The sequence below is a fragment of the Kribbella sp. VKM Ac-2568 genome, assembly GCF_004345365.1.
GTDB lineage: Bacteria > Actinomycetota > Actinomycetes > Propionibacteriales > Kribbellaceae > Kribbella > Kribbella orskensis.
The window spans coordinates 197302-212757 of record NZ_SLVF01000004.1; the positions used below are offsets into that span (position 1 = coordinate 197302).

General features: G+C 69.1%; 15 protein-coding genes. 8 read left to right on the plus strand and 7 right to left on the minus strand.

Annotation, left to right across the window (positions count from 1 at the left end; genetic code table 11):
• Positions 1-36: 36 nt before the first annotated feature.
• Positions 37-1068, minus strand: coding sequence for a hypothetical protein (locus EV648_RS12145; RefSeq protein ID WP_132289300.1), 1032 nt, complete (start codon positions 1066-1068; stop codon positions 37-39).
• An 8-nt stretch (positions 1069-1076) separates the two neighbouring features.
• A complete protein-coding gene (locus EV648_RS12150) occupies positions 1077-1658 on the minus strand; it encodes a hypothetical protein (protein ID WP_132289303.1) in 582 nt (193 codons plus the stop codon).
• Between the two features lie 158 nt (positions 1659-1816).
• Here EV648_RS12150 and EV648_RS12155 point away from each other — a divergent pair, with 158 nt between their 5' ends.
• The 3 genes from EV648_RS12155 to EV648_RS12165 are packed head-to-tail and all read left to right on the plus strand — an operon-like array spanning position 1817 to position 5684.
• Positions 1817-2971, plus strand: coding sequence for a cystathionine gamma-synthase (locus tag EV648_RS12155; RefSeq protein ID WP_132289306.1), 1155 nt, complete (start codon positions 1817-1819; stop codon positions 2969-2971).
• 28 nt (positions 2972-2999) lie between these two features.
• A complete protein-coding gene (locus tag EV648_RS12160; RefSeq protein ID WP_132289309.1) occupies positions 3000-4373 on the plus strand; it encodes a glutamate mutase L in 1374 nt (457 codons plus the stop codon).
• 30 nt (positions 4374-4403) lie between these two features.
• Positions 4404-5684: an AI-2E family transporter gene (locus tag EV648_RS12165; RefSeq protein WP_132289312.1), complete on the plus strand. Its 1281-nt coding sequence runs from the start codon at positions 4404-4406 to the stop codon at positions 5682-5684.
• Here the strand turns inward: EV648_RS12165 and EV648_RS12170 are convergent.
• The 3 genes from EV648_RS12170 to EV648_RS12180 form a co-directional block, all read right to left on the minus strand.
• On the minus strand, positions 5676-6164 hold the full coding sequence (locus EV648_RS12170) for a hemerythrin domain-containing protein (protein ID WP_132289315.1): 489 nt from the start codon (positions 6162-6164) through the stop codon (positions 5676-5678). The genes EV648_RS12165 and EV648_RS12170 overlap by 9 nt on opposite strands.
• A 124-nt stretch (positions 6165-6288) precedes the next feature.
• Positions 6289-7899, minus strand: coding sequence for an MDR family MFS transporter (locus EV648_RS12175; RefSeq protein WP_132289318.1), 1611 nt, complete (start codon positions 7897-7899; stop codon positions 6289-6291).
• A complete protein-coding gene (locus EV648_RS12180; protein ID WP_241995071.1) occupies positions 7896-8441 on the minus strand; it encodes a MarR family winged helix-turn-helix transcriptional regulator in 546 nt (181 codons plus the stop codon). Before EV648_RS12180 ends, EV648_RS12175 begins: the two co-directional genes overlap by 4 nt.
• Positions 8442-8645: 204 nt before the next feature.
• Between EV648_RS12180 and EV648_RS12185 the strand changes: the two genes are divergently transcribed.
• The 5 genes from EV648_RS12185 (at position 8646) to EV648_RS12205 (ending at position 13152) form a co-directional block, all read left to right on the plus strand.
• Positions 8646-9404 (plus strand): SDR family oxidoreductase, encoded by a 759-nt coding sequence (locus EV648_RS12185; protein WP_132289324.1) that lies wholly within the window; start codon positions 8646-8648, stop codon positions 9402-9404.
• Between the two features lie 106 nt (positions 9405-9510).
• Positions 9511-10515 (plus strand): hypothetical protein, encoded by a 1005-nt coding sequence (locus EV648_RS12190; protein ID WP_132289327.1) that lies wholly within the window; start codon positions 9511-9513, stop codon positions 10513-10515.
• 101 nt (positions 10516-10616) lie between these two features.
• Positions 10617-11564, plus strand: coding sequence for an ABC transporter ATP-binding protein (locus tag EV648_RS12195; RefSeq protein WP_132289330.1), 948 nt, complete (start codon positions 10617-10619; stop codon positions 11562-11564).
• Positions 11564-12349, plus strand: a complete 786-nt coding sequence (locus tag EV648_RS12200) for an ABC transporter permease (RefSeq protein WP_132289333.1) — start codon at positions 11564-11566, stop codon at positions 12347-12349. Before EV648_RS12195 ends, EV648_RS12200 begins: the two co-directional genes overlap by 1 nt.
• A complete protein-coding gene (locus tag EV648_RS12205) occupies positions 12349-13152 on the plus strand; it encodes an ABC transporter permease (RefSeq protein WP_132289336.1) in 804 nt (267 codons plus the stop codon). The genes EV648_RS12200 and EV648_RS12205 overlap by 1 nt, the downstream gene beginning before the upstream one ends.
• Positions 13153-13176: 24 nt before the next feature.
• Here EV648_RS12205 and EV648_RS12210 read toward each other — a convergent pair whose 3' ends face one another.
• Together EV648_RS12210 and EV648_RS12215 are read right to left on the minus strand one after the other, a co-directional pair.
• Positions 13177-14454 carry an aminoglycoside phosphotransferase family protein gene (locus EV648_RS12210; protein ID WP_158293973.1) on the minus strand — a complete coding sequence of 426 codons (1278 nt, stop codon included), beginning with the start codon at positions 14452-14454 and terminating at the stop codon, positions 13177-13179.
• A gap of 43 nt (positions 14455-14497) precedes the next feature.
• The gene (locus EV648_RS12215; RefSeq protein ID WP_241995072.1) at positions 14498-15442 is read right to left on the minus strand and encodes an aldo/keto reductase; all 945 of its coding nucleotides are present in this window, start codon (positions 15440-15442) and stop codon (positions 14498-14500) included.
• Between the last annotated feature and the right edge of the window lie 14 nt (positions 15443-15456).

Below are 15456 nucleotides of genomic sequence, written 5' to 3' on the forward strand. Positions count from 1 at the left end.
CCCCTGGCGGCGTCGGCGGTTGTATAGCTCAGTGGGTCAGAGTTCGTGGCCGGTCTCGCGGGGCTTGCCCTGGCCGGTGGTGGCGGTCTCGCTCTGCTGTCCGCCGGGCTTCGTGGCGACGGCCTGACTGGCGGGCGCCGTGCCTTGGAGTGCCCACGCCGGATCCTCGGCCCGGTGCCTCCCGGTGCCCGGCTCCTGCGCTTCCTGGCCCGGCTGACCCGGGGTCTGCTGACCGGGGGTCTGGGGCTGAGCTGGCTGGTTCGGGGTCTTTAGGCCTTCGGCGGCCTGGACCAACTGCTGAGCGGCAGCCGCCCGCTCCTCCGGGTTCTGGGCGGTGACCAGAGCGTGGAACTTCTGTCCCAGCTCCAGCACCTCCTTCTGCGACATCCCCGACTGGCTGAGGGTCGGGTCGTGCCGGAAGGCCTGGTACGCCGCCCCGGCCGCCTGCGCCCGAGTCGTGGCGTTGGTCCGCTGCTCCTGAACCCAGCGGGACACGCTGGCCACGGCCTGCCGCCCACCTTCGGCAACCCGCTGCCCGAAGCCCGCCGTCGCCGCGACAGCCGTCCGGCCCGCGCCGACCACGGCCTCGGCGCCACGCCGTCCGAGATCAGCTGCCTGCTGCCCAGCCGCGGTCACACCCTCGACACCACGACGACCCAGGTCAGTGGCCTGCTGCCCGAGCTCAGTCGCGCGAGCGACCGTGTTCTGACCGAACTCCGTCACCGCCTGGCGCACCTCGCCCACCCGGTTCGCGGTGTTCTGACCGATCTCCGTCGCCCGGTTGGTGGTGGCCTGCCGTACCTCGCCCGCCCGGGTTGCCGTGCTCTGCCCGAACTGGCGCACAGAACTGGCCAGCCGCTGGGCGTAGTCGCTCAGCCGGGCCGCGGTCTGCCGGACGACCTGGACGACCCGGTTGACCGCGTTGTAGATCGGCGCGAGCGCCTGGTGGGTCTGGATCGAGCGGCGCAGCGCCACCTGCTGGTTCTGGTCGAGGCTCGCGAGCCACGCCAGTGCAGCCTGCTGGTCGTTCTGCGGGTACATGCCCGGGCCCTGGTGGGGTGTGCTCATCCGAACTCCTAGTCGAGGTAGACCGCGTAGTTGACGCCGACCGCCGGAGTCAGCGGGTCCCGCGTCGGCTTGCTGGTGAACAGCTGGAACTGGGCGCCCGGGCGAAGCCAGACGGCGAGGTGCCGCCGGTCCGCGCCCGCGCCGGGGGCCCACTCGTCCAGGAACGCCGGGCTGCTTTCGTCGCCGACGTAGTCGGGCTCACCCCAGTGCTTGCGGGCCAGCTCCAGGTGGTCCGGCCAGTGCGCGTCGAGCCCCGTCTCGGCCTGCTCGATGTCGTCCGGCCCGATCTGGTACGCCGACCAGCCGCTGTTGCGGCAGTCGGAGAAGACCAACCCGGCGAACGCGATCATGGTGGTTCCGCGCGGAGTGACGAACCCCCAGCCGGCGGACGTCTCGTCGATGGTGTCGGTTGCCTCCAGCGGCCACGGCTGCCAGCCGGTCGCAGCGGAGACCCGGTGCACGAGGGCGCGGACGACCTCCATCCCGGTGTCCTCGGTGTCAGGCCCCGCCACAGCGGTCCAGTCCGGAACCTCGGCGAGCTCCGCCATCGCCTGGGCGTCCTCGTCGAGCGGCCTGTCCTGCGTCTTCATCCGCGTCGTTCCTTCCGTCCGCGACTGCGCGTCATCCCGCAAACCGTAGGGCTCCGGCAGGGTCATCGCCACCCGCTGTCCACAGGCTCTCGGGCGGTCGATGTCGCCACTGTGGACGGGCTGCTCGGCCGGATAGGACCAGGCCTTACGCTGGTCCGGTGAATCACGAACACCAGTACGGCTTCGAGACGCTTGCCATCCACGCCGGGAACGAGCCCGACCCCACCACCGGAGCGGTGGTGCCGCCGATCTATGCGACCAGCACCTACAAGCAGGACGGTGTCGGCGGGCTCCGCAACGGCTACGAGTACTCCCGGTCGGCCAACCCGACCCGGACCGCGCTCGAGGAGTGTCTGGCCGCGATCGAGTCGGGCACCCGGGGCTTCGCCTTCGCCAGCGGTCTCGCCGCCGAAGACACCCTGATCCGCTCGCTCTGCGTGCCGGGTGACCACGTGGTCTTCCCCGACGACGCGTACGGCGGCACGTTCCGGCTGTTCTCCAAGGTGCTCGGCGCCTGGGGTGTCGAGATGACCCCGGCCGCGGTGACGCACCCGGCCGCGATCCGGGCCGCGATCCGCCCGGGCAAGACCAAGGTGGTCTGGCTCGAGACGCCGACGAACCCGCTGCTGAACGTGGCCGACATCGCGATCGTGGCGCAGATCGCGCACGACGCCGGCGCCCTGCTGGTCGTCGACAACACCTTCGCCTCGCCGTACCTGCAGCAGCCGCTCGAACTGGGCGCAGACGTGGTCGTGCACTCGACCACGAAGTACATGGGTGGGCACTCGGACGTGGTCGGCGGCGCGCTGATCGTCCGCGACGCGGAACTGGCCGAGAAGATCGCCTTCCACCAGAACGCGATCGGCGCCGTCGCCGGGCCGTTCGACTCCTGGCTGGTACTGCGCGGCATCAAGACGCTCGGCGTCCGGATGGACCGGCACAGCGACAACGCGGAGAAGGTCGTCGAGTTCCTGCAGCGCCACAAGGACGTCACCTCGGTGCTGTACCCGGGCGTCGACGGCCACCCCGGCCACGAGACCGCCGCCAAGCAGATGAAGCGGTACGGCGGGATCGTGTCGTTCCGGGTCTCCGGCGGCGAGCAGCACGCGATCGACATCTGCAACAAGGCCGAGGTCTTCATCCTGGGCGAATCGCTCGGCGGCGTGGAGTCGCTGATCGAGCACCCGGGCAAGATGACGCACGCCTCGGTCGCGGGCACTCCGCTGGAGGTCCCGGCCGACCTGGTCCGGCTCAGCGTCGGCATCGAGACGATCGATGACCTGCTGACGGACCTCGACCGCGCGCTGTCCTAGTGGCACGTCTCGTGGAGAGCCACCAGCCGTGAGCCTGGTGGTTGCGGTCGACTTCGGGTCGACCTTCACCAAAGCGATCGCGGTGGACGCCGGCTCGGGTGACCTGATCGCCCGGGCCGAACACCGCACCACCGTCGACACCGACGTGATGGACGGCTGGCATGCCTGCCGTACTGCGTTGCTGGCGGCGGACTCCGGCGTCGCCACGGCCGAGGTGCTCGCCTGCTCGAGTGCGGGCGGGGGACTGCGGATCGGTGTCGTCGGCAACGAGGAACTGGTCACCGCGGAGGCGGGCCGCCGGGTCGCGTTGTCCAGCGGCGGCCGGGTGGTTGCCGTGGTCAACGGTGGGCTGACGGCAACGTCGTTGAAGAAGTTGCGGGCCGAGCGCCCCGATGTCGTACTGCTCCTGGGCGGTACGGACGGCGGCAACTCGGCCGTGATCACCCAGGCCGCGTCCGTGCTGGCGAAGTACCGGTGGCGTCGTCCGGTGGTGACGGCCGGCAACGTCGAGGCGCAGGCGTCAATCGCGGAGATGTTGTCGGAGGCAAGCGTTCCGCACGTGCTCGCGGACAACGTGGTGCCGGAGATCGGCGTGTTCGCCCCGGACAGCGCGCGAGCCGCGATCCGCGAGATGTTCCTTGCCCACGTGATCGGCGGGAAGAACCTGTCTCGCGATCCAGGCTTCGCCGCGATGGTCCGCGCCGCCACTCCGGACGTCGTACTGCGGGGTGTCGAGGTGCTCGCCAAGCTGCACGGGGACGTCGCCGTGGTGGACATCGGCGGCGCGACCACCGACGTGCACTCGGTGATCGAACTGGACCCCGAGGACGCGAACCTCGGCCGCGAGGTGGTGGCGACCCACCCGGTCACCCGCACGGTCGAAGGCGACCTCGGCATGCGGTGGAGCGCAGTACCGGTGGTTGCCGCGGGAATCGAGGCCGGGCTGGTCTCCGCGGATGACGCCGAGCTGGCGCAGGCGGCGACACGGCGACACGATGACCCGTCGTACCTGCCGGGCGGGGCGGTCGAGGCGTCGTACGACGAGACGCTGGCGCGGGTGGCCGCGACGGTGGCGCTGCGGCGGCACGCCGGACGGCAGCGGGTGGTGTTCGGGCCGGGTGGGCGCGTGATCGAGCGGTCCGGGAAGGACCTGCGCGAGGTCGACCTGCTGGTCGGGTCCGGGGGAGTGCTGCGGCACAACGGGCCCGAGGTGGCGGCCCGGATCCTCGGCTCGGTTGCCGCCGGCGCCCAGGAGGAGGGCTGGCTGGTCCCGTCCGACGCACGCACCTGTGTCGATACCGACTACGTCCTCGCGGGCGTCGGACTCCTCGCAGATCTTGATCCAGCAACGGCTGAAGGACTAGCCGCCCACATTCATGGAACGGTCGAAGCGGGGCACTAGTCTCGGGACAACTAAGATCCCGGAGGTGTCATGAGCGGACCGGACGAGCCGGTGGGGCGGGACGACTCGGCCGCGGTGCCGGAGGTCGGACGCGACGAGCCGAGTCCCGTAGCGGACAACGGCGTCGCCGGGGAGGTCAGCGACACGGTCGTCCCGGACCCGGAAAAGCATCTGGTGGCGGCGTCCAGCAAGGGGCCGGTGGATCTCGGGGTCACGCCGGGGATGCAGATCGCGAGTGCGTGGGCCTGGCGCTTCCTGGTGATCGTAGCCGCGGTCGTGGTGATCGGCTGGGGGATGCGCTACCTCTCCGAGGTCGTCGTCCCGGTCACGGTCGGAGTGCTGCTGACCGCCTTGCTCATTCCTGTGACGCTGGGGTTGCACAAGTTGGGATTGCCGCGCGGCCCATCCGCCGGCATCACCGTGCTCGGCACGATCGTGGTGATCGCCGGACTGCTGACGTTGGTCGGTACGCAGATCGCGAACCAGTTCGACCGGCTGTCGACCCAGGTCGGCGAAGGTGTGCAGAAGGTGCGCGACCTGCTCCGGATCAACTTCGGGCTGTCCGAGCAGGACATCACCAACTCCCTGAACAATCTCCGCGAGTCCATCATGAGCGGCGGCGCGCTCGGTCAGCGCGCGGCCGAGGTCGGTACGACGGCGACCCACGTGGTGGCCGGGCTCTTCATCGCCCTGTTCTGCCTGTTCTTCTTCCTCTACCAGGGCGAGCAGATCTGGGCCTGGGTGGTCCGGCTGTTCCCGCGGCATGCACGCGAGAAGGCGGACTCGTCCGGGCGGAAGGCCTGGGTGTCGCTGACGGCCTTCGTCCGCGCGACCATCATCGTCGCGTTCGTGGACGCCTTCGGGATCGCGCTCGGCGCGGCGATCCTCGGGCTGCCGCTGGTCAGCGCGATCGGGATCCTGGTCTTCGTCGGCGCATTCGTGCCAGTGGTCGGCGCCCTGGTCAGCGGCATCGTCGCGGTCCTGGTCGCGCTGGTCGCCAAGGGCCCGATCGTCGCGATCATCATGCTGGGCGTCGTGATCGGCGTGCAGCAACTGGAGGCGCACGTGCTCCAGCCGTTCCTCCTCGGCCGGGCCGTCAGCGTCCACCCGCTGGCAGTCATCCTCGCAATCGCGACCGGCGTGGTGGTCGCGGGAATCGTCGGCGCCCTGATCGCAGTACCAACCGCCGCCGTCGTCAACACCATCGTCAACCACCTGGCCGGCAACGACGTAGACCCAGAACCCCCACGCCCCCTACCCCGCCGAAGACCGCACAGCCCACCCCCCGAACCATCCGATCCCTCAATCTGACCCCGTACGGCGAAACGGGCGGCTCAGCTGGGCTCTGTCCTCGGGGGTGCTGGTAGTGAGGGCGTTGAGGGCCTCGGTGATTTTGCGTTCCTCGTAGGTGAAGTGGGTTTCGAGGAGGGCCGCGAGGGTGTCGAGTTCTTGGCGCAGGTACTGCGGGTCGTGGTGGTCCAGGGTCTCCAGGCGGCGCAGCGCCTCTGTCACCAGGTGGTGGTCGCGGGCTAGCTCCTCGAGGACCGGTCGGAGCTCGGGGTAGTGCTCGGCGATCACCGGGAAAGCACCTTCGTCCTCGCCGGTGTGGTGGGCGCCGAGTGCCTGGCAGAAGGTGAGGCAGTGGGTGCGGAGATCCCTCGCGATCGGCCGGACGGCGGCGTCGGGGGAGTGGAGCGCCTCGTCCACGTCGTCGCTCAGCTGGTCGAGCTGGTCCCGCAACCACAGGTGGAACTCGACCAGTTGGTTGCCGAAGGCCTCTAGTCGCGACATCACCCGGAGCCTATCCGCCCGGGACAACGGGACAGCCGCGACCCGGGCAAGGCGGCAGCCGCCGGACACGGAAACAGCCGCCGCCCGGGGAGTCCCGGGCGGCGGCTGTTCGTGGTACTGCGGGTCAGTGCATCGCGGCGGCCGCGGAGGCGTCCACGTTCTCGTCCTCGGGCTTCTGCGGGCCGTCGGAACGACCGGCCAGTCGCTGCTCGGGGGTGATCACCGCGAGGACGAGGGCGATCGCCAGGAACGGCAGCGAGACCAGGAAGACGTCTCCCATCGAGTCCACCAGACCGTGCAGGGCCCAGCCCTTCATCGGCTCCTTCAGGCTGTGCAGCGCCTGGACGCTGTTCGCCGCCTTGGCGAGTCCGTCGATCATGGTCTGCGTGGCGTTCGGCACGATATCGCGCAGGTGGACCTCCAGCCGGCTGGTCAGCACCGCGCCGTACACGGCGGTACCGATCGCGCCACCCATGGACCGGAAGAACGTCATCGTCGAGGTCGCCGTGCCCATGTGCTTGCGGGGCACGCTGTTCTGCGCGGCGGTGACGGTGATCTGCATCGACAGACCCAGACCGGCGCCCATGATGAACATGAAGATCGCCAGGTGCCAGTACGGCGTGCTCATCGACAGCGTGGACAGCAGCACCATGGCGCCGCCGACCAGGACCGAGGAGATGATCGGGTAGACCTTGTAGCGGCCGGTCTTGCTCATCAGCTGCCCGCTGGGGATCGAGGCGCTGAAGATACCGACGATCATCGGCAGCAGGGCCAGGCCCGAACGGGTCGGGGACAGGTCCTTGACCGCCTGCAGGTAGAGCGGCAGGAAGATCAGCGCGCCGAACATCGCGAAGCCGAGGAGGAACGCGTACGCGGCGTAGCCCGAGAAGATCCGGCCCTTGAACAGGTCCATCGGGATGATCGGCTCGGCCACCCGCAGTTCGACCAGGACGAACGCGACGGCCAGGACGATCGCGCCGACCAGCAGGGCGATGGTGGTGCCGTTGCCCCAGCCGTTGCCCGGTCCGCTCCAGGAGATCGCGAGCAGCAGCGTGGTGACTGCGCCGGTGACGATCGCGGCGCCGAGGTAGTCGATCTTGTGGCTGCGCTTCACGTGCGGCAGCTTGAGGACGGCAGCCACGATGACCAGCGCGACCAGGCCGATCGGCAGGTTGATCCAGAAGATCCAGCGCCAGCCGGGACCGTCGGTGAGGACACCACCGAGCAGCGGTCCGGCGACCGAGGACAGTCCGAAGACGGCACCGAAGTACCCCATGTACTTACCGCGCTCGCGCGGCGGGATCACGTCGCCGATGGTGGCGAACGCGAGCGACATCAGACCGCCGGCGCCGAGACCCTGGACGGCGCGGAAGCCGATCAGTTCCTCGATGTTCTGCGACAGCGCGGCCAGCACGGAGCCGGCCAGGAAGGTGACGATCGCCGCGATGAACAGCGGGCGGCGGCCGTAGAGGTCGGAGATCTTGCCCCACAACGGAGTGGAGGCGGTCGAGGTCAACAGGTAGGCGGTGACGACCCAGGACAGCTTGTCCAGGCTGTTGAACTCGCTGACGATCTGCGGCAGCGCGGTTCCGACGATGCTCTGGTCGAGAGCGGCCAGGAACATGCCGGCCATCAGGCCGCCGAGAATCACCAGGATCTGCTTGTGTGACAGATAGTTTGGTGCGCTGGGTTCAGGCGCGGCGCCGCCGGCGGTGGCGGGCTCGGTCGTGCTCATTGGTTATTCTCCACGTTCTCTTCGGAATTCAGGTGCGCGGCGGCAACGGCCGGCTTGCGCTGGGCGGCCATCGCGGCGGCCCAGCCCTTGTCGGCCCAGGCGCGTCCGTCGGCGCGGTCGTCGACAAGACTGGTGACCCCTTCGGCGAACCGGGTCATCAACTTCTCGAAGGTCTCGATGTCGGAGTCGGTCCAGCCGTCCATGGCCCGGCTGAGCAACTCCATCCGGCGCTTGGAGGCGGCTTCCCACTCCTGGGTGCCCTGCTCGGTCAGCTCGACCCGGAAGGCGCGGCCGTCGTCGGGGTCGGCGGAGCGGCGGACCAGGCCCACCTGCTCGAGCGACCGGACGTGCCGGCTGGCGGTCGAGGCGTCGATCTCCATCTTGCTGGCCAGATCCGACAGCCGCAGCGCGCCGTTGCACCGCAGCACGAACAGCGCCAGGTGGGCGCTGGGGTCGATCGTGTCACCGGGTTGCTTCGCCTTCAGCCGGCGGCCGATCCGGGTGAACGCGTGCAGCACGCCCTCCACCGGCGTCTGAGGCATCCATCCGTCATTTACATGCATGGTGCAAGCATATACATGCTTGCGTGATACACGCAAATGAGTTTCCGACTCTGTTTGCATGGCTGCAAGTCGTTAACCATAGGTAGTTCACCGATCACGCACAGGCAACTTCCAGGCTGCCGAAGTCAGTGGGGAAGGGGTGGGGTTTGATGAGTCGGGTCGGCTGACGAGGAGGAGACTGGGATGCAGAAGGTTGCGGTGGTGACCGGGGGTGGGTCCGGGCTCGGGCGGGAGATGGCGCTGGCCCTCGCGGCTGTCGGTTTCCAGGTGACGGTGACCGGGCGGACGGAGACCAGACTCCGTGAGACCGCGGCCGCCGCCGAGGGAGTGGCCGGTGTCGGTGCGGCCGGGGTCGGCGAGGTGCGCACCGCAGTACTGGATGTGGCGGACGGGTCAGCCGTCTCGGCGTTCTTCCGGTCGCTCGATCGGATCGACCTGCTGGTCAACAACGCGGGCACCGGGTCGCCGGCCGCCGCAGTACAGGACGTGTCGGACGAGGACTGGCGGCGGGTGATCGAAACCAACCTGACCGGCTCGTTCCTGTGCGCGCGGGAGGCCTTCGCGCTGATGGTGCGGCAGGACCCCAAAGGTGGCCGGATCATCAACAACGGCTCCATCTCGGCGCACGTGCCGAGGCCGCACGGGATCGCCTACACCGCGAGCAAGCACGCGATCAGCGGCCTGACCAAGGGCCTCGAACTGGAAGGCCGAGCCCACGGCATCACGTGCGGCCAGATCGACATCGGCAACGCCGCCACCTCGATGACCGCCAGGATGAGCCAGGGCGTCCTCCAACCCGACGGCTCCACCGCCGTCGAGCCCACCTTCGACCCGAGGGTCGTCGCCGACTTCGTGGTCCAGATCGCCCAACTCCCCACCACGGTCGCCGTCCCCACCCTCACCGTCATGGCCGCCGGCATGCCGTACGCCGGCCGCGGCTAGTACTCCGCTCCGTCGGCGCTCCAACCCGCCCATCCCAGGTTCGCCGCTCCTGCGTCGCGCCTCGGTTCGTCGTACGCCGGGCCTGGGGCCGTCTACGATCCGACAGGTGGGGATCTTCTCTCGGAAGCGGCGGGTCAGTACTGAGGGGCTTCGGCTCGATCAGTCCTGGGATGATCCGGAGCTCGATGCGGCGTACGCGGCTGTTCGTGCGGGGGATGATCTGTCGGCCGGGCTGGGGTTGCTGAAGGCGAGCCCGATCAGTACCGATCTGCGGGCGATCCGGATGACCGGGCTGGCGAATGCCGCGATCGGGCGGAGTGAGCAGCTCGAGTTGCGGTTGCAGGCGTTGCCGGGGGATCCGGAGCTGCTCGTGTGGCTGGCGCAGACGCTGATCTTCGAGGCGTGGGAGGTGCGGACCGCCCAGCGGGCCGTGAACGTGTCGTCGCAGCAGTTCGCCACGTTTCACGATATCCTGCGGACCGCGAACGACATGATCACCGCCGCGATCGACGCGGCGCCGGACGATGCCACGCCGTGGTGTCCGCTGCAGTGGGTCGCGCTCGGGCTGCAGTTCTCGGCCCAGGACAAAGAACTCGTCTTCGCCAACGCGGTGGCGCGGCAGCCGGACTCGTACCTCGTGCACGCGCGACAGGTGCAGATCCTCGCGCCGAAGTGGACCCGGGGGCCGGTCGAGGATCTGCTCCGGTTCGGCCGGGACACGGCGTACAAGACGCAGCCGTACCGGGCGCTCGGTACCGGGATCCTGTCGCTGGTGCTCGCCGAGGCGACCGTCGACATCGCCCAGGACGCGACGAGGCCGCAGGCGGAGCATGACGCCCGGTTGCAGTCACTGATCCTCGATCGCCGCGACATGCTCCTGGACGCCCGCGCCAACTGGTGGCGCCCCGGCCACCACCCCGAACCGGCCGACATCGAGGCCCACCAGGCCGCCGCCTACACCCTCCGCCTGCTCAGCCGCCCCGAACTCGCCATGGAGCACGCCGCCCACACCAAGGGCCGCGTCAGCTTCAACCCGTGGGCCATGTCCGCCGAAGGCCACGACGCCCTAACCGGCTTCGCCACCGCCGTAGCCGACAAGATGCGCACTTAGCAAGTACTCCGACCCGCCCGCGCGCCCTCTGCCGACGGAGGGGCAGCTCGAGTGCTCAAAAGCACAAGAGAATTGTCGGGAGGGGCGTCTAGTGTCCTGGTGTGGATGATCAGCGGGAGTCCTTGGTGCGTGCTCGTGGGCTGCGGAAGTCCTACGGGGACTTCGAGGCGGTTGCGGGGATCGACCTGGACGTCCGGAAAGGGGAGGCCTTCGGGTTTCTCGGGCCGAACGGCGCGGGCAAGTCCTCGACCATGCGGATGATCGGGGCGGTGTCGCCGATCAGTGGCGGGGTGCTGCGGATCCTCGGGATGGACCCGGCCACGGACGGGCCGGTGATCCGGGCGCGGCTCGGGGTGTGCCCGCAGGACGACACGCTCGACACCGAGCTGTCCGTGCACGAGAACCTGACGGTCTACGGCCGGTACTTCGGGCTCAGCCGGGCGGAGTGCCGGGAGCGGGCCGACGAGCTGCTCACCTTCGTCGCGCTGACGGAGAAGGCCAAGGAGAAGGTCGACGAGCTGTCCGGCGGGATGAAACGGCGGCTGACTATCGCGCGGTCGCTGGTGAGCAAGCCCGACCTGCTGCTGCTCGACGAGCCGACCACCGGGCTCGACCCGCAGGCCCGGCACCTGCTGTGGGACAAGCTGTTCCGGCTGAAGCAGAGTGGCGTGACCCTGATCATCACCACGCACTACATGGACGAGGCGGAGCAGTTGTGCGACCGGCTGGTGGTGATGGACGGCGGCCGGATCGCGGCCGAGGGATCACCGGCCGAGCTGATCCGCGACTACTCGACGCGCGAGGTGACCGAGCTGCGGTTCGGCCCGGACGTGATGTCCGCGGACCACGACGCGTTGGCCGGCAAGGTGGAGGACCTCGCCCAGCGCATCGAAGTACTGCCTGATCGGCTGTTGCTCTACACCGACGACGGTGAGCGGGCGGTCGCGGCGGTGCATGAGCGCGGGCTGGAGCCTGCGGCCGTGCTCGTACGCCGGTCCACCCTCGAGGACGTCTTCCTGCGGCTCACCGGCCGGACTTTGGTCGACTGATGAGCGTCACCGCGATCGAGAACGGCCGCCGCCAGTTCGACTACTGGGCGACCGTCTACAAGCGCACCTGGAAGGGCAGCCTGGTCAGCAGCTTCCTGCTGCCACTGCTCTACCTGGCCGCGATGGGGATCGGCCTGGGCTCGTTCGTCGACGAGAACGGGACGGGCGCGCTCGGCGGCGTCAGCTACCTGCAGTACATCGCGCCCGGACTGCTCGCGGCGACCGCGCTGCAGATCGCCGTGGGGGAGTCGACCTACCCGGTGATGGGCGGGATCAAGTGGCAGAAGTTCTACTTCTCGATGATCGCGACGCCGCTGCGCCCGGCCGACGTGATGTACGGGCAGCTCGCCTTCATCGCCTTCCGCGTGTTCACCACCTGCGCGGTGTTCACGGCGGTGATCGCCGCGTTCGGTGGGCTCGCCTCGCCGTTGGGACTGCTCGGGCTGCCGGTTGCCCTGCTGGTCGGGATGGCCGCGTCCGCGCCGGTCTGCGCGGTGGCGACCCGACTCGACAACGACTCCGGGTTCGCGATGATCTACCGCTTCGGGGTGGTTCCGGCCTTCCTGTTCTCCGGCGCGTTCTTCCCGGTCTCCCAGCTGCCGAACTGGATCGAGTGGCTGGCGTACCTGAGCCCGCTGTGGCACGCGGTCGAGCTGTCCCGTGACCTGAGCCTGAACACGGTCGAGCTGCTGCCGGCCCTCGGCAATCTCGCCTATCTCGCCGCCTGGTTCGCCGTCGGCACCTGGTTCGCGGTGCGCGGCCTGACCCGGAGGTTGATCAGCTGATGGCGACACTCACCGCCCGGGTGCTCCCGGTCCCGCTCCGCCCCGGTAACGGGCGGCAGCTGGTCGAGCGGAACTTCCTGGTCTACAAGCGGTCCTGGATCGTCTTCGTGTCCGGCTTCTTCGAGCCGGTGTTCTACCTGCTCTCGATCGGTATCGGCGTCGCCCAGCTGGTCGGCGACTTCACGCTGTCCGACGGCACCGTGATCGGGTACGCCGCCTTCGTGGCTCCGGCGATGCTCGCGAGCTCCGCGATGAACGGCGCGATCTTCGACTCGACGTACAACATCTTCTTCCGGATGAAGTACGCCAAGCTGTACGACTCGATGCTCGCCACGCCGCTCAGACCGTGGGACGTCGCGACCGGCGAGGTGACCTGGGCGCTGCTGCGCGGCGCCTGCTACTCGGCCATGTTCATCCTGGTGATGCTCGTGATGGGCCTGGTCGAGTCCTGGTGGGCCCTGCTGGCATTGCCGGCGTCGGTGCTGATCGGGTACGCGTTCGCCGGCGCGGGGATGGCGCTGACCACCTTCATGCGGAGCTGGCAGGACTTCGAGTTCGTCCAGCTCGCGACGATCCCGATGTTCCTCTTCTCGGCCACCTTCTATCCGGTCGAGACGTACCCCGACTGGATCCGCTGGCTGGTCGAGATCACCCCGCTCTACCAGGGCGTCGCGCTCGAACGCGCCTTCACCACCGGCAACGTCAGCTGGACCCTGGTGATCAACGCCCTGTACCTCGTCGCGATGGGCACAGCCGGCATGTATGTCGCCTCCCGCCGCCTCGGCAAACTCCTCCTCAAGTGAGGCAACTCCTGCTCATGCGAGTCCTCAACTGACGAGGCTGCGGAGCCACCAGTACGCGCCGTCGATCATCGCCTCGGCGCTCGGCCCCGACAGGTGATCCGGCAGGTGGAGCGAGGTCATCACCTGGTGCAGCGCGCCGAGTTCCTGGGCCAGTGCGAGCGCTCTGCGCAGGTCGGCCGGCGCGGCATACTCCTCCCACTCGGCGAGATAGGCGTCTGTCAGCCGGGGATCCTCCGAGATCGGCGAGCGCTTCTCGACGAAGGTCACGAGGTCGAGAAACGGGTGCGACACCGCCGCGTCCGTCCAATCGAAGGCGAGCACCGATCCGTCGCGTACGGCGAGGTTCCGCGGGTGCAGATCACCGTGCAGCAGCGTCTCGGGTACGCCGATCGCCGCGAGCTCGGTGATTGCCTCACGCAACTCGTTCGCACGCCGCGGCAAGCGCGCCCGCTCGGCAGCTTCGAGTCGCTCGGTGGCTGGGTTCGGCCCGAACAGCCGGTCGATCTCCCCGTCCAGTACTGCGAGCCGTCGGTCGACGCAGGTGAACTCCAGCAGCCGATCGGCCTGATCCGCATAGCTGCGCTGCAACCGGGCGTGACCCCGCAGCGAGTCGATCCACACCTCGACCTTCGGCTCGGTGGCGAGCGGCGGCCCGAGATCCGGCAGCAGCATCCACACCTGCTTCTCGTCGATCGCAAGAGGCTCCGGCACGGACCCCGGCCGATCGTCAGCGAGCCGCCTCAGCAGCAGCGGCTCATGCGCGAACAGCAACGGCAACGGGTCCACCCGCGCGGGCCGGATCGTGCTGGAGTGCGCGAGCGCCTTGAAGTAGACGTCACCCGTCGCGGTCGGACACCGCAGTACGTTCGACAGCCCCCACGACCGCACCTGAACCGGTACGCCGGTCCGTGGTGATCCCGCCGCGCCGAGTTGCTCGTCGATCCAGCCGAGCGCGTCGGCGTACCAGCCGGGTTTCGTCCACAGCGGCGTGACCGGGTGGTCGGACGGCAGCGCGAGGTGCTCCCGCGCCGCGGTGACCAGTGGATCGTCGACATCCGCGACCCAGTGCGCATCCGACGGGATCGCGCCGACGCTTTCCAGCAGGTAGGCCGTCGCGCCCGGCTGTCTGTCGAGGCACACCAGCACGTCGGCGTCGAGACCGAGCTCCGTGTGGAAAGCACGCAACGGCGTCTCGACGTCCGGGAACCAGAACCCTTCCGGAAGCTCCACCCGCGGAAGTCCCGACGGCAGCAGGAGTACAGCCTCGTCCTGCGGACGCACCACCACAGCCGTGACCTTCAAGGAGATCTCCTCATTGGCGGGATCCAGCAGAGGCTCCGTGGGCTCACCAGTCCAGATGCCGCTCGCCGAGGCGGTCGGCGTACCAGGCCTGGATCGCCTCGACCGTGGCGGCAGGCAGCGGCTCGGCGGCAGCGGCGATGCTGGTCTGCAGGTGCTCGACCGAGCGGGTCCCCGGGATGACGGTCGACACGCTGTCGTTGGCGAGCAGGAACCGCAGCGACGCGTCGACGAGGCTCAGGCCCGACGGCAGCAGCCCGCGCAACTCGTTGACCAGACCGGCCCGCAGCGCGACATCGTCGGTGGACCAGCGAGCCCGTACGTCGTCGAACGTACTGTCCGCGCCATAGCGACCCGAGAGCCAGCCAGACTCGAGCGGGACCTTCACGATGACCCCGGCGCCCCGCGCGGCCGCCTCCGAGACCGCCGGCCAGGTCTCCTGGTAGAGGGCGGACATCCGTACTTCGAGGACCTGTGAATCGGTGTCGGTCAGCACCGTGCGGACGTCGCGGTCGTAGTCGACCGACGCGCCATAGGCGCGGATCAACCCCTTGGCTCGCAGCGTCTCGAGCGCCTCGTAGTGCTCGGCGCTGTTCAACACGTCCGCCGGCGGGCTGTGCAGGATCACGAAGTCGATGTAGTCGACGCCCATCCGCTCCGCGCTGCCCTCGACCGACGACGCGATCGCGCCGACCGACCAGTCGGTGCGGCCGTCGTGGGTGGGGCCGACCTTCGTGCAGAGCACGAACTTGTCGCGGGGAACGCTCTTCAGTGCCCGCCCCAGGTTGAGCTCACTCTGGCCGTCTGCGTAGGCGGGCGCGGTGTCCAGGAAGTTCACGCCGGCGTCCAGCGCGGCGTGCACGATCCGCACCGCCTCGTCCGGGTCGGGACCGGTCGGCCAGCTCGCGGACCGCCCGAGCTGCCACGCTCCCAGCCCGATCACGCTGACGTCGATACCGGTAGACCCGAAGGCGCGTGTCTGCAGTGTCATGCCGCACAACCTAA